Annotated in this window: 22 protein-coding genes and 1 tRNA gene; 17 read left to right on the top strand and 6 right to left on the bottom strand. The window is 43.2% G+C overall.

Annotated features, from left to right (window positions below):
- Positions 1–66: 66 nt before the first annotated feature.
- Positions 67–468, bottom strand: coding sequence for a thiol-disulfide oxidoreductase DCC family protein (locus tag C4S61_RS19145; protein ID WP_103926400.1), 402 nt, complete (start codon positions 466–468; stop codon positions 67–69).
- Positions 465–3,242, bottom strand: coding sequence for a T9SS type B sorting domain-containing protein (locus C4S61_RS19150; protein ID WP_103926401.1), 2,778 nt, complete (start codon positions 3,240–3,242; stop codon positions 465–467). The genes C4S61_RS19145 and C4S61_RS19150 overlap by 4 nt, the downstream gene beginning before the upstream one ends.
- 317 nt (positions 3,243–3,559) lie before the next feature.
- Between C4S61_RS19150 and C4S61_RS19155 the strand changes: the two genes are divergently transcribed.
- The 7 genes from C4S61_RS19155 to C4S61_RS19185 all read left to right on the top strand — a co-directional run bounded on the left by C4S61_RS19155 (position 3,560) and on the right by C4S61_RS19185 (position 10,780).
- Positions 3,560–4,243 (top strand): succinate dehydrogenase cytochrome b subunit, encoded by a 684-nt coding sequence (locus tag C4S61_RS19155; RefSeq protein WP_103926402.1) that lies wholly within the window; start codon positions 3,560–3,562, stop codon positions 4,241–4,243.
- Between the two features lie 42 nt (positions 4,244–4,285).
- On the top strand, positions 4,286–6,220 hold the full coding sequence (locus C4S61_RS19160) for a fumarate reductase/succinate dehydrogenase flavoprotein subunit (RefSeq protein ID WP_103926403.1): 1,935 nt from the start codon (positions 4,286–4,288) through the stop codon (positions 6,218–6,220).
- 25 nt (positions 6,221–6,245) lie between these two features.
- Positions 6,246–6,995 (top strand): succinate dehydrogenase/fumarate reductase iron-sulfur subunit, encoded by a 750-nt coding sequence (locus tag C4S61_RS19165; RefSeq protein ID WP_103926404.1) that lies wholly within the window; start codon positions 6,246–6,248, stop codon positions 6,993–6,995.
- A gap of 185 nt (positions 6,996–7,180) precedes the next feature.
- The gene (locus tag C4S61_RS19170) at positions 7,181–8,641 is read left to right on the top strand and encodes a sodium:solute symporter family protein (RefSeq protein WP_103926405.1); all 1,461 of its coding nucleotides are present in this window, start codon (positions 7,181–7,183) and stop codon (positions 8,639–8,641) included.
- On the top strand, positions 8,607–9,050 hold the full coding sequence (locus C4S61_RS19175) for a GNAT family N-acetyltransferase (protein ID WP_103926406.1): 444 nt from the start codon (positions 8,607–8,609) through the stop codon (positions 9,048–9,050). The genes C4S61_RS19170 and C4S61_RS19175 overlap by 35 nt, the downstream gene beginning before the upstream one ends.
- A 1-nt stretch (position 9,051) precedes the next feature.
- Entirely contained in the window at positions 9,052–10,122 is a 1,071-nt protein-coding gene (locus C4S61_RS19180) for an alanine racemase (RefSeq protein ID WP_103926407.1), read from the top strand.
- Between the two features lie 79 nt (positions 10,123–10,201).
- Positions 10,202–10,780, top strand: a complete 579-nt coding sequence (locus C4S61_RS19185) for a porin family protein (RefSeq protein ID WP_103926427.1) — start codon at positions 10,202–10,204, stop codon at positions 10,778–10,780.
- A gap of 49 nt (positions 10,781–10,829) precedes the next feature.
- Here the strand turns inward: C4S61_RS19185 and C4S61_RS19190 are convergent, their stop codons facing one another.
- From C4S61_RS19190 to C4S61_RS19200, 3 genes are all read right to left on the bottom strand, one after another.
- Positions 10,830–11,939, bottom strand: coding sequence for an SO2930 family diheme c-type cytochrome (locus C4S61_RS19190; RefSeq protein ID WP_235010116.1), 1,110 nt, complete (start codon positions 11,937–11,939; stop codon positions 10,830–10,832).
- 10 nt (positions 11,940–11,949) lie between these two features.
- Positions 11,950–13,248, bottom strand: coding sequence for a parallel beta-helix domain-containing protein (locus tag C4S61_RS19195; protein WP_103926408.1), 1,299 nt, complete (start codon positions 13,246–13,248; stop codon positions 11,950–11,952).
- A 77-nt stretch (positions 13,249–13,325) separates the two neighbouring features.
- Positions 13,326–13,889, bottom strand: a complete 564-nt coding sequence (locus C4S61_RS19200; protein ID WP_103926409.1) for a Crp/Fnr family transcriptional regulator — start codon at positions 13,887–13,889, stop codon at positions 13,326–13,328.
- Positions 13,890–13,970: 81 nt separating this feature from the next.
- Here C4S61_RS19200 and C4S61_RS19205 point away from each other — a divergent pair, with 81 nt between their 5' ends.
- Positions 13,971–14,537, top strand: a complete 567-nt coding sequence (locus tag C4S61_RS19205; RefSeq protein WP_103926410.1) for a porin family protein — start codon at positions 13,971–13,973, stop codon at positions 14,535–14,537.
- 32 nt (positions 14,538–14,569) lie between these two features.
- Here the strand turns inward: C4S61_RS19205 and ruvC are convergent, their stop codons facing one another.
- Positions 14,570–15,145 carry a crossover junction endodeoxyribonuclease RuvC gene (gene ruvC / locus C4S61_RS19210; protein ID WP_103926411.1) on the bottom strand — a complete coding sequence of 192 codons (576 nt, stop codon included), beginning with the start codon at positions 15,143–15,145 and terminating at the stop codon, positions 14,570–14,572.
- 21 nt (positions 15,146–15,166) lie between these two features.
- Between ruvC and C4S61_RS19215 the strand changes: the two genes are divergently transcribed.
- The 9 genes from C4S61_RS19215 to C4S61_RS19255 all read left to right on the top strand — a co-directional run bounded on the left by C4S61_RS19215 (position 15,167) and on the right by C4S61_RS19255 (position 22,825).
- Positions 15,167–16,267, top strand: coding sequence for a glycosyltransferase (locus C4S61_RS19215; RefSeq protein ID WP_103926412.1), 1,101 nt, complete (start codon positions 15,167–15,169; stop codon positions 16,265–16,267).
- 33 nt (positions 16,268–16,300) lie between these two features.
- Entirely contained in the window at positions 16,301–16,552 is a 252-nt protein-coding gene (locus C4S61_RS19220) for a hypothetical protein (protein WP_103926413.1), read from the top strand.
- A 3-nt stretch (positions 16,553–16,555) separates the two neighbouring features.
- Positions 16,556–17,767 (top strand): PP2C family protein-serine/threonine phosphatase, encoded by a 1,212-nt coding sequence (locus C4S61_RS19225; protein WP_103926414.1) that lies wholly within the window; start codon positions 16,556–16,558, stop codon positions 17,765–17,767.
- A gap of 3 nt (positions 17,768–17,770) precedes the next feature.
- A complete protein-coding gene (locus C4S61_RS19230) occupies positions 17,771–18,397 on the top strand; it encodes a polysaccharide deacetylase family protein (RefSeq protein ID WP_103926415.1) in 627 nt (208 codons plus the stop codon).
- Between the two features lie 2 nt (positions 18,398–18,399).
- Entirely contained in the window at positions 18,400–19,500 is a 1,101-nt protein-coding gene (locus C4S61_RS19235) for a glycosyltransferase (RefSeq protein WP_103926416.1), read from the top strand.
- Positions 19,497–20,273: a TatD family hydrolase gene (locus tag C4S61_RS19240; RefSeq protein ID WP_103926417.1), complete on the top strand. Its 777-nt coding sequence runs from the start codon at positions 19,497–19,499 to the stop codon at positions 20,271–20,273. The genes C4S61_RS19235 and C4S61_RS19240 overlap by 4 nt, the downstream gene beginning before the upstream one ends.
- Positions 20,270–21,337, top strand: coding sequence for an asparaginase (locus C4S61_RS19245; RefSeq protein ID WP_103926418.1), 1,068 nt, complete (start codon positions 20,270–20,272; stop codon positions 21,335–21,337). The genes C4S61_RS19240 and C4S61_RS19245 overlap by 4 nt, the downstream gene beginning before the upstream one ends.
- Positions 21,338–21,427: 90 nt before the next feature.
- Positions 21,428–21,515 (top strand) — tRNA-Ser (locus tag C4S61_RS19250).
- Between the two features lie 503 nt (positions 21,516–22,018).
- Positions 22,019–22,825: a MotA/TolQ/ExbB proton channel family protein gene (locus C4S61_RS19255; RefSeq protein WP_103926419.1), complete on the top strand. Its 807-nt coding sequence runs from the start codon at positions 22,019–22,021 to the stop codon at positions 22,823–22,825.
- The last annotated feature ends 35 nt before the right edge of the window (positions 22,826–22,860 follow it).

The following is a 22,860-nucleotide window of genomic DNA, read 5'->3' on the forward strand; positions in this document are numbered from 1 at the left end:
TTTTTAGATTTTGGAGTAGAAAAAATCAAAATCGATAATGAAATACCCCATAAAAATATCCAGGGATTACAAAAACTTCGCTTTTTCTTCGGGACTTGGTAACCGACAGGTGTTTTTTTTACCAAACCAGCGGTAGCGGTTTTTTCCTATCCAATCATAAATGCCGTCCCGTAGACTTGAGGGTAAAAAAATAAGTAAATAAAAAAGTGGCCAAAGCCCCGGGAGGTTTTTGGCAATTTTCAATGCAGCAGTGCTTCTGAAATAGACCTGACCGTCTTCGATCAGGACTAGGGAGTCTAAGTATTCCGAATTGACCTCAAACCTTGAGAGCAGCTTTTTCCCTGCTTCCTCTTGCAATGCTCCCACCAAAAACCGGTTCTTTTTATCCCTTTTAATGATAAAGTCTATGGAAGCATTGCAGAGGTTACATACTCCGTCAAAAAGGATGACAGATTTTCCCGAAATCATCTGAGAATTTGAATAGTACCTTTTAATTCACGTTCGCGTTGAGTAGGGTCAAGGACATCAAATGTGACTTTTCCGGAATAGAAATAAGTGCTCGCAGGGAGTTCATTACCATTTTTGTCTCGTCCATCCCAACGAATAAAGATGTCATTTTCGTTGGATTCCAGGCTGTTGTAGCTGAATACCTCGGTGCCCCAACGGTTTACAATGAAAATCTCAACTCCTGTGACGAATCTTGGGCATTGGGAGAAAGGATTGTCAAAGGCAATGAAGGTGTCGTTGTTTCCATCGCCGTTTGGAGTGAACGCATTCGGAAGATTATATACCGGACAGTTGTCCACGCAGACTACATTGCTGGGTTCGCTTTCATTGCCTGAACGATCTACTGCGGTGATGTAATAGCATCCACGATAATTGGGGAGATTGGTAATAATGGTATTCAGATTCAAGGATGAGAACTCCCGTACCAGGTTGAAGACACCTTCTTCACCATCGGGAGTAAAGTAAAGCCGATATCCGCTCAGTTCATCATCACAGTCCCCTGAAAAATCAGGTGTCCAGCTCAACTCGTGCTCAAAAAGGTTGCTATTGCATGGTTGCTCGGCTACATAAGCTGCGCATTCAGGTCCTTCAAAAGTCAAAACAGGAGGACAGGGGAGCCTGTTGTCATCCGGCATAGCACAGGTGATTTGTGATTTGTTTTCCAATGGATAAACCAATCCCGCCACATTATAGGCGCCTTTGGTGATGACATAATAGCAATATTCCAATTCTTTGATCAGTGGAACACCATTGAAGCTACCGTCGTCCAGATAGGTAAAGCCATCCTGAGTTACATCTACCTCAGCAATTTTCACAAAAGTATCCGCATCCGAGGCTTCGGCATCCGTTCTGTTGCGGTAGACTTCATGTTTGAATTCTCCGATTTGATTGTTCCAAGGGACATTGAAAGTCCAATTAAGCTCAATAGCCTCGTTGATGATCGTAGGCTCTAGCCTAACAGATGAAGCGGAGGAAGAGGTATCAATTTTTGTATTGTTATCAAGCAAAACGACCAGGTAGTTATAGACCAGGTTTTCGGTATTCAGCCCGGTATCCGTAAACAAAGTATCTGAAGTAACTCCCAGTGAAATTTGATTAGTCTCTCCTGTAAAACCTTCACTTCGAAGTAATTCATAGGTATATGGACCTGGAAATTGGACCTTGTCAATGTCATAGGGGGGAGTCCATTTTACAAATATTTCACCCGAGTTGGTGTCCGTTTCTTCAACACTGACATTGGTGATGATCGGCACATCTACATCGATGGTGATGCAAATTTCCTCCGAAACGATACTTTCACCGGATCTTGGCTCTGGGAATCCTGCCACCAAACGGTAGCAATAGGTATTACCTGGAGCCAAACCTTCGCCCCCATTCAGATCATTGAAGGAGAAAGTCTCCATATCGGTGATACCAATTAATTCATAGCCGGGACGAATTCCTGTTTCACAGCTATCAGGTTGGTAAGGATCAGAGTTGATCCTTCGCCAGATCTGCATTTCATTGGCTGAACTGGCGCATACATAGGGATCCCAGTTTAGCTCTGCGTTTCGTCCTTGCAATTGTTCGATTTCATTCCATACCGGAGGTGGTCCTACGACTTTAATGCGCCAAGTTTTGATGTCTACTAATTTGGGTCCTGATCGAGGTTGATCGGTGATTCGGACACGCACTTCATATTCTCTCGCTCTGACGTGGTTGCAGACCGTTTGCCAAGTAAAATCCACGATGCCAGGCTGTGGTTGGAATTCATTTTCGGGATCATAAGAAGCGGGAGAAGTGGTGATTTCCATGGGCTCGCCGAAGACTTCAATTTTGATGGGGTCTCCGTCGGGATCGGAACCTTGGATGATTTCTTCGATTAAGGTCCCTGCCTCGACGCAGAGATCGGGAGGCAGTATCAGTTCGGGTCTTCTGTTATTTGAGTTTTCGATGATGATCTGCATATCCCGAATTACATATCCGATTTCCTTGAAAACACCATCTATTTTGCGCCATTCAATAATTTTAAATGCCACATTGAACTGACCGGCAGTTCCAGGAGCATCCCAAATGAGATCACCAAAGACTGGATCAATACCAAAAAGTGCAGGTGTAGCCCCTGATTCTTGACTGGTGCTAAATTCCGGCACGTCGGGATCACGGTAATTGTTGACATTTCTTTGGAATGCCTGCTTAGGGGTTTCCAAACGATAAGAAAGGCTATCCCCATCCGGATCAAAAGCACCGGGGTTGTGAATGTAGCGGACATTTACCGCACCATTGTCCACAGGAGGAATTGTCAAAACGGGAGAATTATTTATCCCAAAAAATGGGTCAATATTTATTTCAGTTTCTACATAGAAAGGCGTATCCACTGAGTTGTCCATGTTTAATGTCAGGTCATTCCGATTGAATTCCTGAAACCGGATTTTGTATTTTCCGGGGCCTTGAAAGGTGTGTGTGATGACAAAGGTGTTTTTTTCGATTTGGTCTCCAAGATCTTCTACCAATGAAAAATCGCTTTGTGTATTTAGTTGTTCTTCTCTTCCGTCCCCAAAGTTGATCGTTCCCGGACCAAATACCACACTGGATCGGGTATCGGTATAACCAACCACGGTAATTCTATACGTGAGCGTCTGAACTGAGATCCGCTCCGCAATGATTTCTCCTGCTCGAATGTGCGTGGCATAAGCTGCTGAGGTACCTAAAATCAGGTAAATGAAAAAGATTCCGAGGGAAAATTTGAGCTTCATAGTTGGTTGACTTTGATAATACTTCTTCTAAAAACGAGGAGAAATCCTAATTGTTGATTCGTCGGGAATGGAAATTCATTTTAACCTATACGAAATAACCGGAAGTAAGGAGATTTTCACCGAAAATTCAAACAATAAAAATAAACCAGCTGTTTACTTCATGATTTTGAAAGGGGCTAAAAGACAAATCAATTGACTATTTAGAACCTTTTAAAATAACAGAATGGAATTCGATCGCATTGTTTGCTACCTGATCCGCACGTAAATTTGGCAGCATAAAATTTAAGACTTTCGTTCTAAACTAATCGCAAATCTGTATGAGTTGGGTTACCAAAACCTTAAACAGCACCTTGGGCAAAAAACTACTGATGGCCCTGACTGGATTGTTTCTGATTTTATTTCTTGTGGTTCACCTGGTCGGAAACCTTCAGCTTTTGCTACCCGATGAGGGCGAAGCTTTTAATAAATATGCCGAGAGCATGGCAACAAATCCCTTTATCAGAGTAGTGTCTATCGGAAATTTTGCTTTCATTCTTCTTCATGTGATTTATTCCATTTTGCTGACCCGGCATAATAGAAAATCCAGACCGATTGGGTATGCGGAGAGTGCGGCCTCGACCAATAGTACATGGTCTTCCCGCAACATGGGAATATTGGGTACTGTTATCCTGATTTTCTTGTTGGTTCACCTGAAGGGATTCTATTACGAAATCAAATTTGGGGAAATGCCCTTCATCGATTATGAGGGTGTTAGTTACAAAAATGTTTTCGCCATTGTTGCCGCAGCCTATTCCAATGTGTTGTATGTAGCATTCTATGTGGTGTGTATGGGTTTCCTAGCTTTCCACCTCTCTCATGGTTTCGCCAGTGCTTTCCAGACGCTGGGATTAAACCACGTGAAGTATTCTCCATTGATTAAGAAAGTTGGAATTGGATTTTCAATTCTTGTTCCAACCTTATTTGCGCTGATTCCAGTTGTGATGTATATCCAATCGCTTTGATTGGGTGAAAAATATAGTTGTAGTTAAATAAATCTGACGTAGATGATACTAGATTCCAAAATACCTGCTGGTCCTTTGGCAGAAAAATGGACAAAGCACAAGTTTAACAGCAAGTTGGTCAATCCGGCAAATAAGAGAAAGTACGAGGTCATCGTGGTGGGTACAGGTTTGGCAGGGGCGTCTGCTGCTGCTTCGCTTGCGGAGTTGGGTTACAATGTCAAGGCATTTACATTTCATGACAGTCCTCGAAGAGCGCACTCTATTGCTGCTCAGGGTGGAATCAATGCTGCCAAAAACTATCAAAACGACGGAGACTCAGTATTCAGATTATTCTATGATACCATCAAGGGAGGAGACTATCGTGCACGTGAGGCCAATGTCTACCGACTTGCAGAAGTATCCGTTAAAATTATAGATCAGTGTGTGGCGCAAGGTGTTCCTTTTGCCAGAGAGTATGGTGGGCTCCTTGCCAACCGGTCTTTCGGTGGGGCGCAGGTTTCCCGAACTTTCTATGCACGTGGTCAAACAGGACAGCAATTGCTTTTGGGTGCCTATTCAGCACTTAGTCGTCAGGTGGCCAATGGGAAAGTAAAGCTTTACCCGAGATCAGAAATGATGGATGTGGTCATGATCGATGGCCATGCCAGAGGTATTGTGACGCGAAATTTGATTACAGGTGCAGTGGAAACCCACTCAGGCCACGCAGTTTTACTCTGCACAGGAGGCTACGGTAACGTGTTTTATCTTTCTACTAATGCAATGGGTTCCAATGTAACAGCGGCTTGGAGAGCTCACAAGCGCGGTGCCTACTTTGCGAACCCTTGCTTTACTCAGATCCACCCGACCTGTATTCCAGTTTCGGGTGACCATCAGTCCAAATTGACTCTGATGTCCGAATCACTCAGAAATGACGGTCGTGTGTGGGTCCCTGCTACCAAGGAGACTGCTGAGAAACTCAGAAAAGGTCAGGTGAAAGTAAACGACATCAAAGAAGAGGACAGGGATTATTTCCTGGAGCGAAAGTATCCATCCTTTGGAAACTTGGTGCCTCGTGATGTGGCTTCCCGAAATGCAAAATATGTCTGTGACGAAGGTAGAGGAGTCAACGAAACCGGAGAGGCAGTATTTCTGGACTTCCGTGAGGCGGTCAAGCGTGATGGTAAATCAATCATCGAATCCAAGTATGGAAACCTCTTCGATATGTACAAGCAGATCACAGGGGAAGATCCTTATGAAGTTCCGATGATGATCTATCCGGCTGTTCACTACACGATGGGGGGACTTTGGGTAGATTACAACTTGATGACGACTATTCCTGGTTTGTATGCTTTGGGAGAAGCTAACTTCTCTGATCACGGTGCCAACCGTCTCGGTGCCTCAGCGCTGATGCAAGGCTTGGCCGATGGATATTTTGTGATTCCGTATACAATAGGCGATTATTTGGCGTCTACTCCGCCAAAGCCGGTAGATACTACTCATCCTGAGTTTGAAAAGGCAGCGGCTGAGGTTAAAAGTAGAGTGGAGCAACTTCTGAAAATCAAGGGGAAAAAGACAGTCGATTACTTCCATAAAAAATTGGGTAAAATCATGTGGAATGAGTGTGGAATGGCTAGATCTGCCGAAGGTTTGAAAAAGGCAAAAGCTGAAATCAAGCAATTGAAAAAAGATTTCTGGTCAGATGTGAAAGTGCTTGGAACCAATGAAGAGCTGAATCATTCCCTTGAAAAAGCACACCGGGTGGCAGATTTTATCGAATTGGGTGAATTGATGATCGATGATGCCCTCAGCAGAGAGGAATCTTGCGGAGGCCACTTCAGAGAGGAATACCAAACTCCGGAAGGAGAAGCGCTACGGGATGACGAGAACTTCGCCTACGTTGCGGCTTGGAAATACATGGGTGAAAATCAGGAAGAGGAGCTTTACAAAGAGCCTTTGATTTTCGAAAACGTAAAGCTTACCCAGCGTTCTTACAAATAATCTTAAGACAAAAATTCATAGCAATATGCAATTGACTTTAAAAATCTGGAGACAAAAAAACGCATCGGACAAAGGTGGTTTTGTAACCTATCCAGTAAAGGACGTTTCCAAAGACATGTCCTTTTTGGAGATGTTGGATGTGCTGAATGAAGGATTGATTGAAAAAGGAGAAGATCCCGTTCATTTTGACCACGATTGTAGAGAAGGTATCTGTGGGACTTGTTCGCTGTATATCAACGGCAAACCCCATGGCCCGCTGCAGACGACTACCTGTCAGCTCCACATGAGATCATTCTCAGACGGACAGACCATCACGATCGAGCCATGGAGAGCCAAAGCCTTTCCGATTGTGAAAGATTTGGTGGTCAACCGATCTGCTTTTGATCGAATCATTCAAGCGGGTGGCTATGTGTCCGTAGGGACAGGTGGTGTGCCTGATGCCAATGAGATCCCAATTCCTAAAAATATCGCCGATCTGGCAATGGACGCAGCTCAATGTATTGGTTGTGGTGCCTGCGTAGCAGCCTGTAAAAATGCATCAGCGATGCTTTTTACCTCTGCCAAAATCTCCCAGCTTGCATTGCTTCCTCAGGGTCAAGTAGAGCGTAAAACCAGAGCAGAAAAAATGGTGGCTCAGATGGATGCAGAAGGTTTCGGAGCATGTACCAATACAGGTGCTTGCGAAGCAGAATGTCCAAAAGGGATTTCGATTACAAACATTGCGCGAATGAACAGAGAGTATTTCTCTGCTGTATTAAGTAGCGAAAACATTTAATTTCGATAAATTCAAAATGAAAGCCAGACCTAAGGTCTGGCTTTTTTTTTCATTATTCTAAGACAAAATTGAATTAATATATCATTTTATCCTTATAAACAGAATAAAATTGGGTTTAATCCTTAAAATTTTTAACTTTGAAAAATTATATTTTAAAATCAATTTGAGTCAAATCCAAAAAAGTAATGCATTTCATAGATCTGGGGATCTTCATAGCCTACATGCTAGCCATGCTCGGTGTAGGATATTATTTCATGCGAAAAAACTCCAGTCAGGAAGATTACTACGTAGGTGGGCGTTCGATTGGTAGCTGGCATATCGGTCTATCGGTAGTTGCTACGGATGTAGGTGGTGGCTTTTCGATAGGTTTAGGAGGATTGGGATTTGCGATGGGGATTTCGGGTTCCTGGATGCTTTTCACCGGTTTAATTGGAGCTTGGTTGGCAGCTGTGATTCTTATTCCACGAGTAAAATCGGATTCTGCATTTGCCCGTTTTTTCACCTTCCCACAGATTATGGGTCATCTTTTTGATTCTGCTGCTGCCAAAGTAGCCGCTGTCATTTGCTTTTTGGGCTATCTCGGATTCACTTCCTCTCAATTGTTGGCAGGTGCCAAACTCGCCTCCGGTACATTCGAAGGAATAGACCTGCATACGGCACTTTTGATCATGGGAGTAATTGCGGTTGTGTACACGGTGATGGGAGGTCTCAAGGCGGTGATTTATACCGATACGATCCAATGGATTATCTTAATGCTGGGTTTGATGCTGATCGGTATTCCAATGGCTTTCTCCTATGTGGGTGGTTGGGATGGAATCACCCAGACATTGCCTCCCGAATTCTTTTCATTTACCAATCTTACTTGGCAGGATCTCGTCAATTGGGGGATTACGATTATCCCGATTTGGTTTGTGGGAATGACCTTGTATCAGCGAATTTTTGCAGCCAAAGAGGTGAAATCAGCCAAGAAAGCCTGGTTTATCGCAGGACTTTTTGAATGGCCCATTATGGCTTTTTTGGGTGTTTCTTTGGGACTTCTTTCCAGAGTAGCAGTAGACCAGGGTGTGCTGGAAGGATTTACAGCGACTATGGACCCCGAAATGGGACTTCCTGTCCTGCTAAGTCAGATTTTGCCTGCCGGGATTTTGGGATTAATGATGTCGGCCTACTTTTCTGCTGTACTCTCGACGGCTGATTCTTGCTTGATGGCTGCTTCAGGCAATCTTTCCACAGATCTGATCGGAAAATATTTAAAAAATAAATCCCACAAACAGGAAGTACGCATCAGTCAAATATTGACCCTGGGAATTGGAATACTGGCAGTGGTGTTAGCTTGGCAAATGACAGAAGTGCTCAGTTTGATGCTGTACTCGTACGCCTTTATGGTTTCAGGATTACTCGTGCCTGTGATCGCGGGGCTTTTCTTCAAGCAGAGAAATCCTAAAGCGGCAGTATCCTCCATGATCTCCGGAGGAATGGTTACTGCTGGACTTACAGTTTTAGAAATACCTTTGCCTTTGGGATTGGATCCCAATTTTTTTGGGATTTTGATCTCACTTATCGCCTTTTGGGCAGTAAATAAAATTTCAAAAAATGACAAAAATCACGACTATGACCACACTAGAGACACTCTCAGCGATAGATAATGCAACTTTTCTCCAAAAAAATGAGATCGCTGATTTCCTTTTTGATCACCTGGGAAAATATGGAGATCCTAAGGAAGATATCATGAAATGCCTGGATTATGCCTTGGACGCCGGAATGCAGGCTGGAGGCTTTGTGATTTTGGCTAGAGAAGATGGGAAGATCTTAGGAGCGCTTGTGATGAATAAAACCGGGATGTCCGGTTACATCCCTGAGAATATTTTGGTCTACATCGCAGTAGACGCCCATCAAAGAGGAAAGGGGATTGGTGGGCAACTCATGGATATGGCAATCAAAATGGCAAATGGGGCCGTTGCACTGCACGTGGAGGCAGATAATCCAGCCCGCAAGCTGTATGAGCGATTGGGATTTACCAATAAGTATCTGGAAATGAGACTAAATCGGAAATAATATGGCTACTTTAAAATTAAATCTCGAAAAGCTCAAAGTTAATTTTGAGTTTCTGAAGGAGCTTTTTGATCAGAAGGATGTAAGCTGGGGAGTTGTTTCTAAGCTACTTTGCGGGAATAAGCTGTTCCTTCAGGAATTGATCAATCTTGGCATAAAGGAGATCCACGATAGTCGAATTTCCAACTTGGCAATGGTCAAACGGCTCAACCGATCTGTTCAGACGGTCTACATCAAACCGGTTTCGAAGAAAAATGTGTCCCAAATGGTGGAGTTTGCCGACGTCAGCCTAAACAGTGAATTGGAAACGATCCGGATGATCAGTCAGGAAGCAGTCAGACAAGAAAAACTGCACAAAATCATCATCATGGTCGAGACGGGAGATCTTAGAGAGGGAGTTTTGGGCGAAAACTTGGTGGATTTCTACGAAGGGATTTTTGAACTGCCAAATATCGAGGTGATTGGGCTCGGAACCAATCTGAACTGTCTCAACGGGGTAATGCCCAGCACAGATAAGCTCATCCCGCTTTCGCTTTACAAACAGATCATCGAGTTGAAATTTGGAAAAGAGATTCCCTGGATTTCAGCGGGCACCTCGGTTACCATCCCGCTTATGCTTTCTCACCAGCTTCCAAAAGGAATCAATCATTTCAGAGTGGGGGAGACCTTGTACTTCGGAGTGGATCTGGTCGAGGAAAAAATCATTGAGGGAATGCATGGTGACGTGTTTGAACTCGAATCAGAAATCATTGAACTCCAGGAAAAGCCGCTGGTACCGATTGGTGTTTTGGGCACCAATCCCCAGGGAGAAATTGCCGAAATTGATGAATCTCTCTACGGAAAGACCTCATTTCGGGCAATTTTGGATATAGGATTACTCGATGTGAACCCCAAATATTTGATTCCAAATGAGTCTGAAATCGAAATTTTGGGAGCTAGTTCTGATATGTTGGTCGTCAATCTGGGAGAGAATAAAAATAACCTAAAAGTAGGTGAAACACTGAAATTTAAGCTAAAATACATGGGGGCTTTAGCTTTGATGAATTCCAATTATATCGAGAAATCGGTAATTTGATCAAAGATTGTTTTCAGGACTAAGTCCTGCTCTTGGCATTGTTTTGGGAATCCAATACTTGAAACAAACCCAAGTAGACATGAAAAAAATATTTTTGGTACTCTCAATCGTAACTTTGCTGGGTGTCAATGCTAAGGCCCAATCGGGGATTGGAATCAGAGGTGGTGCCAGTTTCTTCAATTTTGGAGGAGAAGATGTTTCCGAAAACGACTACACCAACCGCGCGGGATTTCATGCGGGTATTTATGCAAGTATTCTCGGTGCCGGACCTGTCTCCATCGAACCCGGCGTTTACTATTCAGTCAAAGGCACTCAAAATGATGATATTGCAAATACACGGGCGATATTGGATTACGTGGATGTGCCGGTTTTGCTCAGGCTAAAATTTGGTGAGGGATTCAATGTTTTTGCCGGACCTCAAGTGTCCTTTTTGACCAATTCCAGGTTTGAGGGAGATTTTGGTGGATCCACCCTATCGCTGGATACCGATTCGATCAAGGATACCGATGCAGGACTGGTCTTTGGACTTGGCTATAATCTTCCTAAAGGATTGAATATTCAAGGTTCCTATGACTATGGAATGACTCCACTATTCAAAAATAGTGACGCTGATGTATATAACAGGGGCTTTAAAGTCTCCTTAGGCTATACTTTTTAATTTGAGCGTTGGATTGAAGGGGTTGCGAAAGTGGCCCCTTCTTTTTTTCTTATTCCATATTGGAAATCCAGGCTTTGATCAATTCAAGGCCTTTTTTGTCTACTGTGGTCCGGCCTAGTTCAGGCATTGCAATCCCGGCCTGAGTAGAATTCATTCGATGAACCAGAATAGATTCATCAGGTTTACCGGGAACAATATCAAATTTGAAACCTCCTGCACCACTTCCAGCTGCAACCGGTGTTTTGTTAATGCCCAGTTTCATTGGATCTTTTTGATCATAAGTGAGAAAAAGTCCGGATGTACTCGCCGGTCCCTCGGCACTATGGCAATGTGCACAATTAATGTCCAAGTAGGCCATCGCCCGCTGGGCTAAAGCCTGACTTTCATCCTCGTAGTTGACCATACCGGGATGCTTTGAAGCCCCTTTAAAACCTTCCAGTTTTCCTGTTTCTGTCAAGAACTCCAATTGATTGGACGGGCTTTGGACAAAGTCAAGACTGTGGTTCAAATGCTTGGTTTGAAAGCCAATCGGTGCCATGATTTCATTTTTATTGTGGCAGCCTTTGCACTGGTTTTTATTTGGGACTAGGTAGCTGACTAGTTGTTGTTTTCCCTGGAGATCCACATACGAGATCTCAAATTCCCCACCGATTACTTTTAGGACAGCGTCCGACTGACTTTCGTTCCAGACATAAGGATAGGCTTGCCAACCATTTTCCTCACGGATCATCAGGCGGGTTTCGATAATTCTCCGGTCACCCTGGGGATTGCGGAAATCCGCTGGGTAAAAGAAGTTTTTTACCAAGACAGAACCCAAAGGAAGACTTAGATCGTCTCCTTCCAGTTGTGCTTTTTCTCCCTCCGGGATATACACAAATCTACTTTTGAAGGCATTGTCTGTAAAAAGTGAGGAGGCCGGTTGGTAAAAGATGAGGTCCGCAACAGGCTTAAGGTTTTTAATGTCTCCTTCAAAAAAACCATAAGTCGAAAGCCTGAGATAAGGGAAAATCCCATCGGCAGTCTCTTCTTCCAAGACTGTTTCCGGACTTAAGGACTCTTGTTGGACTTGCTTTTGACAGGAGAAGAAAAAAATCATCCCAACCATCAGGTGGCTGATGGTAAAAATCCAATTTCTGTTTCCAAGATTCTTGCTCTTCATTTCGCAATGTTTAAAGTGCTGCCAGCCGAGAAACTTCTGTTTTCACTTCAACCTTACAGTTTTGAAAGGGTTGGTACTCCCTGAATGAGTCAATGTTTTCTTCCCCTTCTGTCAAGACAAATCTGGTGAATCGAAGATTTTCGATTTCAGGTTCTTGTATGCATACTCTCATGGGATTCATGTCGATGGTTGTACCCGGTTTTTTGTCCCAAATCCCATCGTAGATGATATCTTGACTTTTGCCAAATCCATAAGCATTATATACCAAAACCAGCTTTCCCAGTTCTCGTGAGAAGTCCGGGAATTGATACCAATTTCGCTCGTAATGATTGTCATGGACATAGATGTCAGTAGTGTAAGGAGACCAATTTGGAGCCTCTGCCGGGAATCCGGTGATCTGATAGCTTGCGATGGCGATGCCGGTAGTTTTATTTCGAAGAATCCGATTTCCAAAGACTTCCACCTCTTTGGCTGCAAGCAGTACAATTCCGGACCCCGGCGGAATCATCGTGACGGTGTTGCCATTAGGTCCGTCTCCAAGGGGAGTTGCAAAATTTTCATGATTATTATCGATGACATCATTGTCGTAAATTTTGGTGCCTTTTCCATCGGATTTTGGGAGTCCGGGAAGGTTGAAAACCAGGATTCCTCCGGCATTGTCCCGAGCTGTATTCCCAAATACTTCGGCGTTATCGCAGTTTTCGATTTCGATTCCGGCAACATTTCCGAAGGCAAGCGAATTTTTGACTACGATATTTTCCGATTGGCCCACATAGATTCCGGCATCTTTGGAGTGAGAGGCGATGCATTCATCGATTAGGACATTCTTGCATTGGACAGGATAGATGGCATAGGTGCCATTTTTGGATTTGTCCCCATTGGTCCAGGTGACATTGATTTTCCTGAACGTCACACCATCTGCGTGTTGCGCTTTGATTCCATCTCCGGGGGCATCTTCGATACTTAGATCCTCAATGCTGATGTCATTGCCGACCAGTTTTATGCCTTCTCCACCGGTCTTTAGATTTCGGAAAGAAATTACTGTTTGATCCATTCCGGCTCCTTTGATTTTGATTCCGGATTTGTTGTCGAGAATCAATTGGGTTTTCATTTCATAGAAGCCGGCCGGAATATCGATCGTGCTTGAATCTTCTGCCATGATGAAAGCTTCAATTAGTTTATCGACTTCATCTTGGGAAACCCGCGTCAATTTGGACGAATCAAAGGATTGCTCTGTGGTACTGCTTCCGCAGGAAAAGAATAGAAGCACTGCGGTTATTCCTACGAGTGATTTCAGATAATTTCTCATAGTATTTTGGGTTTAAGGTGTTTTTTTACAAACCTACCGTTAAACTAAAGAAGAATCTTTTGAGAAATGTCAATAAATCAAATTTTTGCTCTGATCCGGCTGAGTGTTTCGATACTCATGTCAAGGTAAGACGCAATCTGACCTACTGATGCCCGCTGAATGATCTTTGGCCGATACTCCATCAGGTCGAGGTAGCGGTCACGAGCTGATTTGAATTTTGTGAAAATTAGCCGCTCCTCCAAGGTGATGTAGTACTGTTCAAGGATCAGTCTGTAGGTTCGCTCCAGGTCGCGATGTTTTTCAAAAAGCCCCATAAGCGATTCATACTTGATCCTTGCAACCTTTGTCTTTTCCATCGCCTCGATATTTTCATAGGAAGCTTTTCTGGAAATGAACGAATGCATTGCCGTCAAAAACTCTCCTTCCAATGAGAAGGAGACCGTAATATCTTTGTTTTCCCGAGTGTAAAAGCTTCTCGCCGAACCCTCTGTGATAAAGTACAGGTGATTGCACACCATTCCTTCCTGTTCCAGCAAGCCACCCTTTTCTACAAAAACCGAATCCAATTCCTTTTCGAAAGCTTTTTTTGCACCATCACCCAGGTCAGGAAATTGGTCAAACATATTGAAGTTTTTTCTCATAGCGGATTTAAAAAAGTTGAGGTTAAAACAAGAAATGGATAATCTTGCGTTTGTTAAATGTAATTTATAAAGATTTGATTCATGAGAAAAATTTTGATGGTATTCTTTCTGGTCGGATTGGCGGCCACAGCACAGGCACAGTTTGGGCTAAGGGCGGGTTTTAACTCTGCTAATTTCTCTGATACCGATTTTGATGCAAAATCAGGGTTTCATTTAGGTGCTTATTACACGATCGGTTCCGGTTTTCTGGCATTTGAGCCTGGACTACAATATTCCCAAAAAGGGTATCAGGGAACAGAAGCCGGCACCGGAAGGTCCGTGGATGAAAAGTTGGGATACATCGATATCCCGGTCTTGGCTCGATTAAACTTGATTCCTGCACTCAATATTTTTCTAGGTCCTCAGGCCTCCCTGTTGCTTTCCAGCGAATACAAATTGGGGGAGGATGTGTTTGACAGCTCAGAGGCGATAAGAGGCTATGATCTTGGTGGGGTCGTGGGTGCTCAGGTAAAGTTACCTATGGGACTGAATGCTCAGGCGAGCTATGACTTTGGGTTCACCTCACTTAACTATTATAATGTGGATGTGAAAAACCAAGTCTTCAAGATTTCCTTGGGATATACATTCGGAGGAAGTTCAGGAGATTAAGTGTTTCAAGATCCCGACTTACCGGTCGGGATTTATTTTTTAATCCGGTTTGGGTTCTCCTCGATAAAGGATTTCCAGCCTTCATTTCTGCCTCGGGTCTGAAGTCTTCCCTCATGAAAATGGTGACAGAGCGCAACTGCGAGCGCATCGGTAGCATCCAGCATCTTCGGTAGCTCAGTTAGGCTAAAAAGAGTCTGAAGCATCGCTGCCACTTGCTCCTTGGATGCATTTCCATTTCCGGTGACTGATTGTTTTACTTTCTTTGGTGAGTATTCGGTAATCGGGATTTCACGTGCCAAAGCCGCCGCCATCGCCACTCCCTGTGCACGCCCCAGTTTCAGCATGGATTGCACGTTTGCACCATAAAAAGGTGCTTCCAATGCCATCGTATCAGGCAGGAATTCATCAATAATCCCAGTCACCCGCTCAAAGATCTTTTTTAGCTTGAGTTCATGGGTTTCGTACTTTTTCAGGTGGATGACACCGTATTGGAGGACTTTATATTTTTTGCCTTCGGTCACGATCAGCCCGTAACCCATGACATTGGTACCAGGGTCAATCCCAAGTATGATTTTTTCCTTTGGCTCTTTTTTCTCTTCTTTACTCACCTTCGCAAGTTAGCCGAAAAGATGATCAGTTTTTACCTCCTTTGGACCGGATGCTATGTTGTTTTGCTCAGCCGACTGTCTGAAAAGTGGCTAAAATTCAAACCAAAGGCTACTATCTCCAAGGAATTCCCCTCGGTGACCTTACTGATCCCTTTTAGAAATGAACTGGGAAACCTGCCGGATCTTGTCAAGGAATTCTCTAAAATCGACTACTCCGAACTGAGAATTATCCTTGTCGATGACCATAGTGAGGATGGGTCGTTCGACTTTTTACTGGAAAAGTTTCATTCCGATCACCGGGTCAGAATTCTTCAAAGTCCGGGAGTTGGGAAAAAGGAAGCCATTGAATTTGGCCTCGATGCTGCAGATAGTGAGCTGATTCTTTGCTCCGATGCGGATTGTAGCTTTTCAAAAGTTTGGGTAAAGGAAATGGTGACGCCTTTTTCTGACCCTAAAGTCCAATTCGTGGCTGGACCGGTCATCAGCATCGGGCGAACTCACTTTTTTCAGAGATTTCAGCAGATCGAGTGGTCGAGTATTTTGCTCCTTACCCAGTATTTTTTCAGTCAAAAGCGGCCACTCATGTGCAGCGGAGCCAATCTTTGCTATCGAAAGTCGGCCTTTGAAGCGGTGCAAGGCTACGACCAAAACCGACAACACCTCTCAGGGGATGATGAGTTTTTGCTTAAAAAGATCTCCGCACATTTTGGAGGACAAAGTTGTGTTTACCTTCCGTTTTTGGAAAACCTGGTGTATACCAAGCCTCAAGAGTCCTTTTCTTCACTTCTCAATCAGCGGATACGATGGGCTGGAAAGTGGAAGGTCCATCGGGACCTTGTGCATGCACTTTCTGCCTTTTTCTCCTTTTTAATCCAGGTTATATGGGTTGGAACCGTGTTTTTGTTGAGTTTGGGCAGTTTTGGGGTGTTGACTTTTTTCACAGTCTGGGCTGTAAAAGTGCTGTCGGAGAGGAGGACCATGGGAAAAGTCCTCCGGGGGTTTGAATTGGACTTTTCTCTTATCGACTTTCTCAAAACCGGAATTATTCATCCGATTTATGTCATTTTTGTCGGGCTTGGGGCTGTTCGCGGAAAATTCACCTGGAAGGGTCGTAGCAATTGAAGAATCCTTAATTTAGCCTTTGAATTGAAAACTATGAGTGACGAGGAATTTGACCTGCTTGATGAGCTGTACTTTGTTCAGAATTATGATTTCATCAAAGAATCCTTGGGATGGGAGGATGAATTGCTTTTAAAAACGCTGAATTCACTTTATCAAAATGGCATGATCAAATGCCTGACCACGCCTGATACCGAGCGATTCGATGCAGTGGACGTTTTTTCCGAAGGAAAAAATCTCTTCTACTTAGCCACAAAAAAAGGCCTTATGGCCCATAACACCCTATAATCCTTGATCGACGAGACTTACAGATACCAACGAAAAGAACTTGAACTCAAAGCCCTCCTTGAGATCACACAGGCTATCAACGAAAATCAATCGGAAGGAACCTTAGTCAATATTTTCAAATTCACCTGTCTTGTCCATCTTGATATCAAATCGCTGATTTTATATGTTTTAAATAAAGATGTCTTTGAGCGAAAGATTTCCCATGGAGTGAAACGAAAAGTGCCGGTAACACTAGACTCTGAGTCCATAATTGACAAAAAAGAATCCGGTCAGCTTCAAATTCAACTCAGCGAGGAATATACCTTTGAAGAACTGGAAACCTACCTTCCGGTCTATCACAAGGATAAAATGCTTGCAATTCTTTTTATCAAAAGAAAATCTGCGGAAATGGAGTTGGATTTGGACTTCACCCAAGCGCTGGCCAATATCCTGGTGGTGGCATTGGAGAATAAACGATTTGCACGAAGGCAGCTGGAGCAGGAGGTGCTAAACCGGGAAGTGGCGATTGCGTCTCAAGTTCAGCAGATGCTTTTCCCCTCCTCACTTCCAAATACGGATGCACTGAAAGCCAAAGTCACCTATTTCCCCCATAACCTAGTCGGCGGGGATTATTATGACCTCATCCAAAAATCCGAGGATGTGCTTTATTTCTGCATTGCGGATGTCTCGGGCAAGGGGATTTCGGCGGCATTACTGATGTCAAACTTTCAGGCGGCATTGAGAACCTTGCTGCGAAGTGATGCGGATTTCAAAGTAATCATTCATCAGCTGAACTATACCCTGATTGAGAATACCAAAGGAGAGCGGTTTATCACGTTTTTTCTCGGAGAGTATAATCGTAAAACAAAAAAGCTTCGCTATGTGAATGCCGGTCACAATCCACCGATTCTCTGTTGGGAAAATGCCATGAAAAGCGAGCTTCTTAAAGCAGGGACGACAATCCTTGGTGCTTTTGATGAATTGCCGTTTTTGGAAATCGGAGAGCGGGAAAAGCTTGATAATTTCACGATACATCTCTACACCGATGGCTTGACAGAGTCAATGAATCCGGAAGAAGAGGAATTTGGGGAGGAACGATTTCAGAGGTTTGTAGACAACCACTTATGCGTAAATCCAGAGGATTTTCACCGGGAATTTTTTGAACAGATGCAGGCATTTACCCAACAAGTACCCTTGCGTGATGACCTCACGCTTCTCAGCCTTAGATTTCGGTAAATCATGGTATGGCACACTGTTCCTAGGGCTGTTCAACTGGCTTTTCCCAAAAGAATTTGGAGTGGTGAAGATTCAGAAAATCAGGTTTTCCTCACATTTGATGATGGACCGGTTCCCGGAGTGACGGATTTTGTCTTGAATGAACTGTCCAAGAGAGATCAGAAAGCCACTTTTTTCATGGTAGGGGATAATCTAAAAAAATATCCGGATTTGGGAAAAACAGTTTTGGACTCGGGTCATCGGATCGGTAATCATACCCATAATCACCTGAACGGGTGGAGAACTTCCAATGCGAAATACCTCGAAAACATTCAGGAGTTTGATCAGGAATTGGAAAATTCACTGGGTATCCATACCGACTTATTTCGTCCACCTTACGGATTGATCAAGAGTACTCAGGCTAAAGCTGTCCTGAAATCCAAAAGGCTGGTCATGTGGAATATGCTATCCGGAGATTATGATCAGCGGATCGAGCCCTCTAGGATTTTGTCCAAAAGTATCAAGAATACCAGATCAGGAAGTATTGTGCTCTTTCATGATCAGCAGAAAACCAAAGAAACTATTCGTGAGATTCTGCCGGAATACCTTGATTTTCTGAAGGAAAGTGGATTGAAAACCAGCCTTTTGTAAAGATGATCTGGGCAGGATTTTTCTCAGGAATATTGGTGATCCAATACATTCTTCTATTGATTTTGTTGAAAGCAAACTGGAAGAATTATTTCGTCCAGAAAAGCAAGAAGCCTAAAGTGACGGTATTGATAGCCGCTCGAAATGAAGAAAAGTACATTCCAAGATTACTTCGGAGTTTGGAATTGCTCGATTACCCTGCCGAGTTGCTTGAAATCCTCATTGCCGATGACCAAAGTGAAGATAAAACGGCTCAAATCGCATCGGATTGGGTGAGGTTGTCGGATAACAGAAAACTCATTACGATAAGACCGGATCAAGGAAATACGAAGCAACTGAATGGTAAAGCAAATGCACTGGCTATTATGAGTGAGCAAGCCTCAGGAGCGTTTTATTTTTTTACCGATGCAGATTGCGAAGTGCCCAAAGACTGGATCAAAGAAGGAATCAACTGTTTCGATAAGGATACAGGACTGGTGATAGGGATCACTCAAGTCAAAAGCAGAAGTCTGTTTGAAAAAATGCAGGAGATTGACTGGTGGAATACCTTGGGTATAGTCAAAATCGTAACAGACTTGGGCCTGCCTACCACCGGACTGGGCAATAATATGGTAATCCGAAAAAAGGCCTATCATGCCTGTGGTGGATTCGGGAAGATTCCATTTTCACTGACAGAAGACCTTGAAATATCCAAAGCAATCCACAGCCTTGGCTTTAAAATCAGACACCAAGTCAGTGAAGCTTTTCTGGTCAAAACCAAAGCCGAAAAAGATTTAACGGCGCTTCTCAAGCAGCGAAAGCGCTGGATGGCAGGTGCGATGACACTTTCCTTTTCATGGAAAATCATCCTGGGCCTTCAGGTTGCATTTTATCCGGCAATCTTGGCCCTCATTGGAATGGACTGGGGGATTGGATTGTCAATTTTAGTGATTAAAATACTTTTTCAAAGTCTGTTTGTGCATATTTTCTCCGGAAAAGTAAGACAGCAAACAGACTTTTGGGCATTGTTTCTCTTTGAATTTTACCAGATTTGGAACTTTAGCCTGACGATTCTTTATTACTTTTGGCCCGGGCAAATAGAATGGAAAGCCCGAAAATACCCATGAACCTCATAGAAACCCACGCGCATATTTATTCTTCTAAGTTTGATTCTGACCGGGATGAGGTCATCGATGAAATCAGAAAAGCAGGGATTGAGCGAATTTATATGCCCAATGTGGATGTAGAGTCAATCGACCGCATGCTTGAATGTGAATCGCGGTATGGTGATATGTGCATTCCGATGATGGGAATGCATCCCTGCGATGTCAAGGAGGATTTTGAGCAGGAGCTCTATGTGATGGAAGATTGGCTCAATAAGCGATCATTTGCGGCTGTAGGTGAAATTGGGACAGATCTGTATTGGGATAAAAGCAGCTTTGAACGACAAAAGGAAGCGCTGACTATTCAGCTGGGTTGGGCAAAAGAAAAGAACTTACCCATTGTATTGCATTGTAGGGAATCCATCGATGAGACGATTGAGATCATAGAAAAAGCTCAGGATGGCTCCCTCACGGGTATTTTTCATTGTTTCACCGGTTCATTGGATCAGGCTAAAAGGATTATTAAGCTGGGGTTCCTGCTGGGCATAGGAGGAGTTTCTACCTATAAAAATGGAGGACTTGATCAGGTAATTCCTTTTATTGGATTAGAAAATCTGGTTTTGGAAACTGACACTCCCTATTTGGCTCCGGTTCCTTACAGAGGCAAAAGAAACACACCGGCTTATTTACCTGTAATCGCCCAACGGGTGGGGGATTTGCTTCAGATCTCTTCGGAAGAGGTAGCGATGATTACCAAAAAAAATGCGTTGGATTTATTTAAGGAAATCATTAGATGAATTATAAAATTGTCCGCCTCAATACCGGTTTGAAAACAGCAAATACAGCTTCTGTTTTGATTATTTACACCGGTGGTACGCTTGGCATGGCCTATGATGAGTCAGGGGCACTAGTTCCTTTTAATTTTGGTCAGATTCTGGAGAAGATTCCGATTCTTTCCAATATGGATATAGCGATTACAGTGATCTCATTTCCCGAGCCAATCGATTCATCCAATGTCACCATGCGGCATTGGATAGATATGGCCTACATCATTTATGAGAATTACGACAGCTATGATGGCTTTGTGGTTTTACATGGGACCGACACGATGGCTTATTCTGCTTCGATGTTGAGCTATATGCTTCAGGGACTTAATAAACCGGTAATTTTCACTGGTGCGCAGTTGCCGATATCGGCGATGCGGTCGGACGCGAGGGAGAATTTGATGACCTCTTTAGAAATTGCTACTGCAAAAATTAATAATATACCCATTGTGCCTGAGGTTTGTATATTTTTCAATCACATGCTTTTACGGGGAAATCGATCCAAAAAAGTTCAAAGCATTCATTTCGATGCTTTCGAATCCGAAAATTACCCTTCGCTTGCGGAAGCCGGAATTGTAATCGACTATAATATGAATGCGATACGTCCGTTTGACCCCAAGCGTAAATTGGTCAAAATGAATCATTTGAATAATAGGGTAATGGTTCTCAAGTTGTTTCCCGGGATAACGGATAAGATCATGGACGCTTGCTTCAACATCGATGGTCTCCGTGGAGTAGTCTTGGAGACCTATGGTTCCGGCAATAGCCCATCAGAGGCTTGGTTTATGAAATCTCTGGATAGGGCGATAAAAAGGGGCCTGATCATATTGAATGTCTCGCAGTGTAACGGTGGACGAGTGATCCATGGTCGATACGAAACGAGTAAGGAATTGCTTGCCGTTGGTGTAGTAAGTGGGGCAGATATGACCACCGAAGCTGCTGTGACCAAGATGATGTTTTTATTGGGACAGAATTATACCCGGGATGAAATATGTTTTAAGCTGACCCAGTCCTTGGCGGGAGAGATCACCGTCTGATTTTCTTGGAATTTTGAGTATCAGTTTGGAAACGGCAGGAATAATAATTTTCTTTGCACTCCGATTCTCAAATCATCGAAAATCAGATACAGAGAGGTGTCCGAGTGGCTGAAGGAGCACGCCTGGAAAGTGTGTATACCCCTCAAGGGTATCGAGGGTTCGAATCCCTCTCTCTCTGCGATAAACCAGCTTTGGCAACGAGGCTGGTTTTTTATTTTTTAGGTAAAAGTGGAATGACAGTGTTTATTGTTTATTATTTGTAAATTCGTAAAAGGTGTTATAGCAGCATACCCTTGGAAAAAATAGTTTGCTCAACCTGCATTTTAAATTCAAAAAGTCCTTTACAGATAGAAAAAAGAAATTTCTTTTCGACGAAACCGTAAAAAGGGTTGGTTTAATTGGTAAAAAATAGATAAGCTTGGGACTTCATATAGGTATTTTCATGCATTTGCTAAAAAACACCATTATATTAAAACCATGAGTGGTTTTTCTGAATTTGAAAAAATAATTTCAACATTCCATTCATGTAAAAATTGCCTTAAATTTGATTTAAACAGGGGAATCATTCAAAAAAGTTAAAAGACGCTCTTGTTTTTTGAATTTAAAAAATCATAACTTTAAAACTCGATTTTAATCTGGAAACCATTTAACCTTTATCAAAAGTCTAATTCAAAACACATTATGAGAAAGTTAATCGCTTTGTTCATGCTCGCAGGTATCATGTTTGTTCCTGTCTTTGCTAACGCACAAGATGCACCAGCAGATACTGCTGCTACAGAAGAAGTAACCCCAGCACCTGAACCTGCTGCTTCACCAACTATTGTTGACGACGAGATTGTCGCTGAGGAACAAAGCTTCCATCAGGTGATCAAAGAAAAATTCATTGAAGGTGATCCCCTTTACATGACCCCGGTATTGATCTGTTTGATCCTAGGTCTTGCGATTGCTTTGGAAAGAATTATTTCCTTGAACTTGGCTACTACCAATACCAAGAAATTGATCTTGAAAGTGGAAGATGCATTGTCAACAGGTGGTATTGAAGCTGCTAAAGACATCACCAGAAACACTAAAGGTCCTGTTGCTTCAATCTTTACTCAAGGCCTAATGAGATACTCTGAAGGTATTGAAATGGTCGAGAAATCAATCATCGCTTATGGTTCCGTTGAAATGGGTCGTTTGGAAAAAGGCTTGGTTTGGATCTCCCTATTTATCTCCCTAGCTCCGATGTTGGGTTTCATGGGTACTGTGATCGGTATGATTGCTGCATTTGACGCGATCGAGGCTGCGGGTGATATTTCTCCTTCATTGGTTGCGGGAGGTATTAAAATCGCTCTCTTGACTACAGTTGCTGGTTTGATCGTTGCGATTATCCTTCAGTTGTTCTACAACTACCTCGTGTCAAAAATTGATTCTTTGGTTAACGACATGGAAGATGCTTCTATCTCTTTGGTAGACGTATTGGTTAAGCACAAATTGACCGGTAAGTAATCCGTAAGTCATCATTTTTGTCTAAATCAAATCCA

The organism is Algoriphagus boritolerans DSM 17298 = JCM 18970 (assembly GCF_900108085.1).
In the GTDB taxonomy this organism is placed as follows: Bacteria; Bacteroidota; Bacteroidia; order Cytophagales; family Cyclobacteriaceae; genus Algoriphagus; species Algoriphagus boritolerans.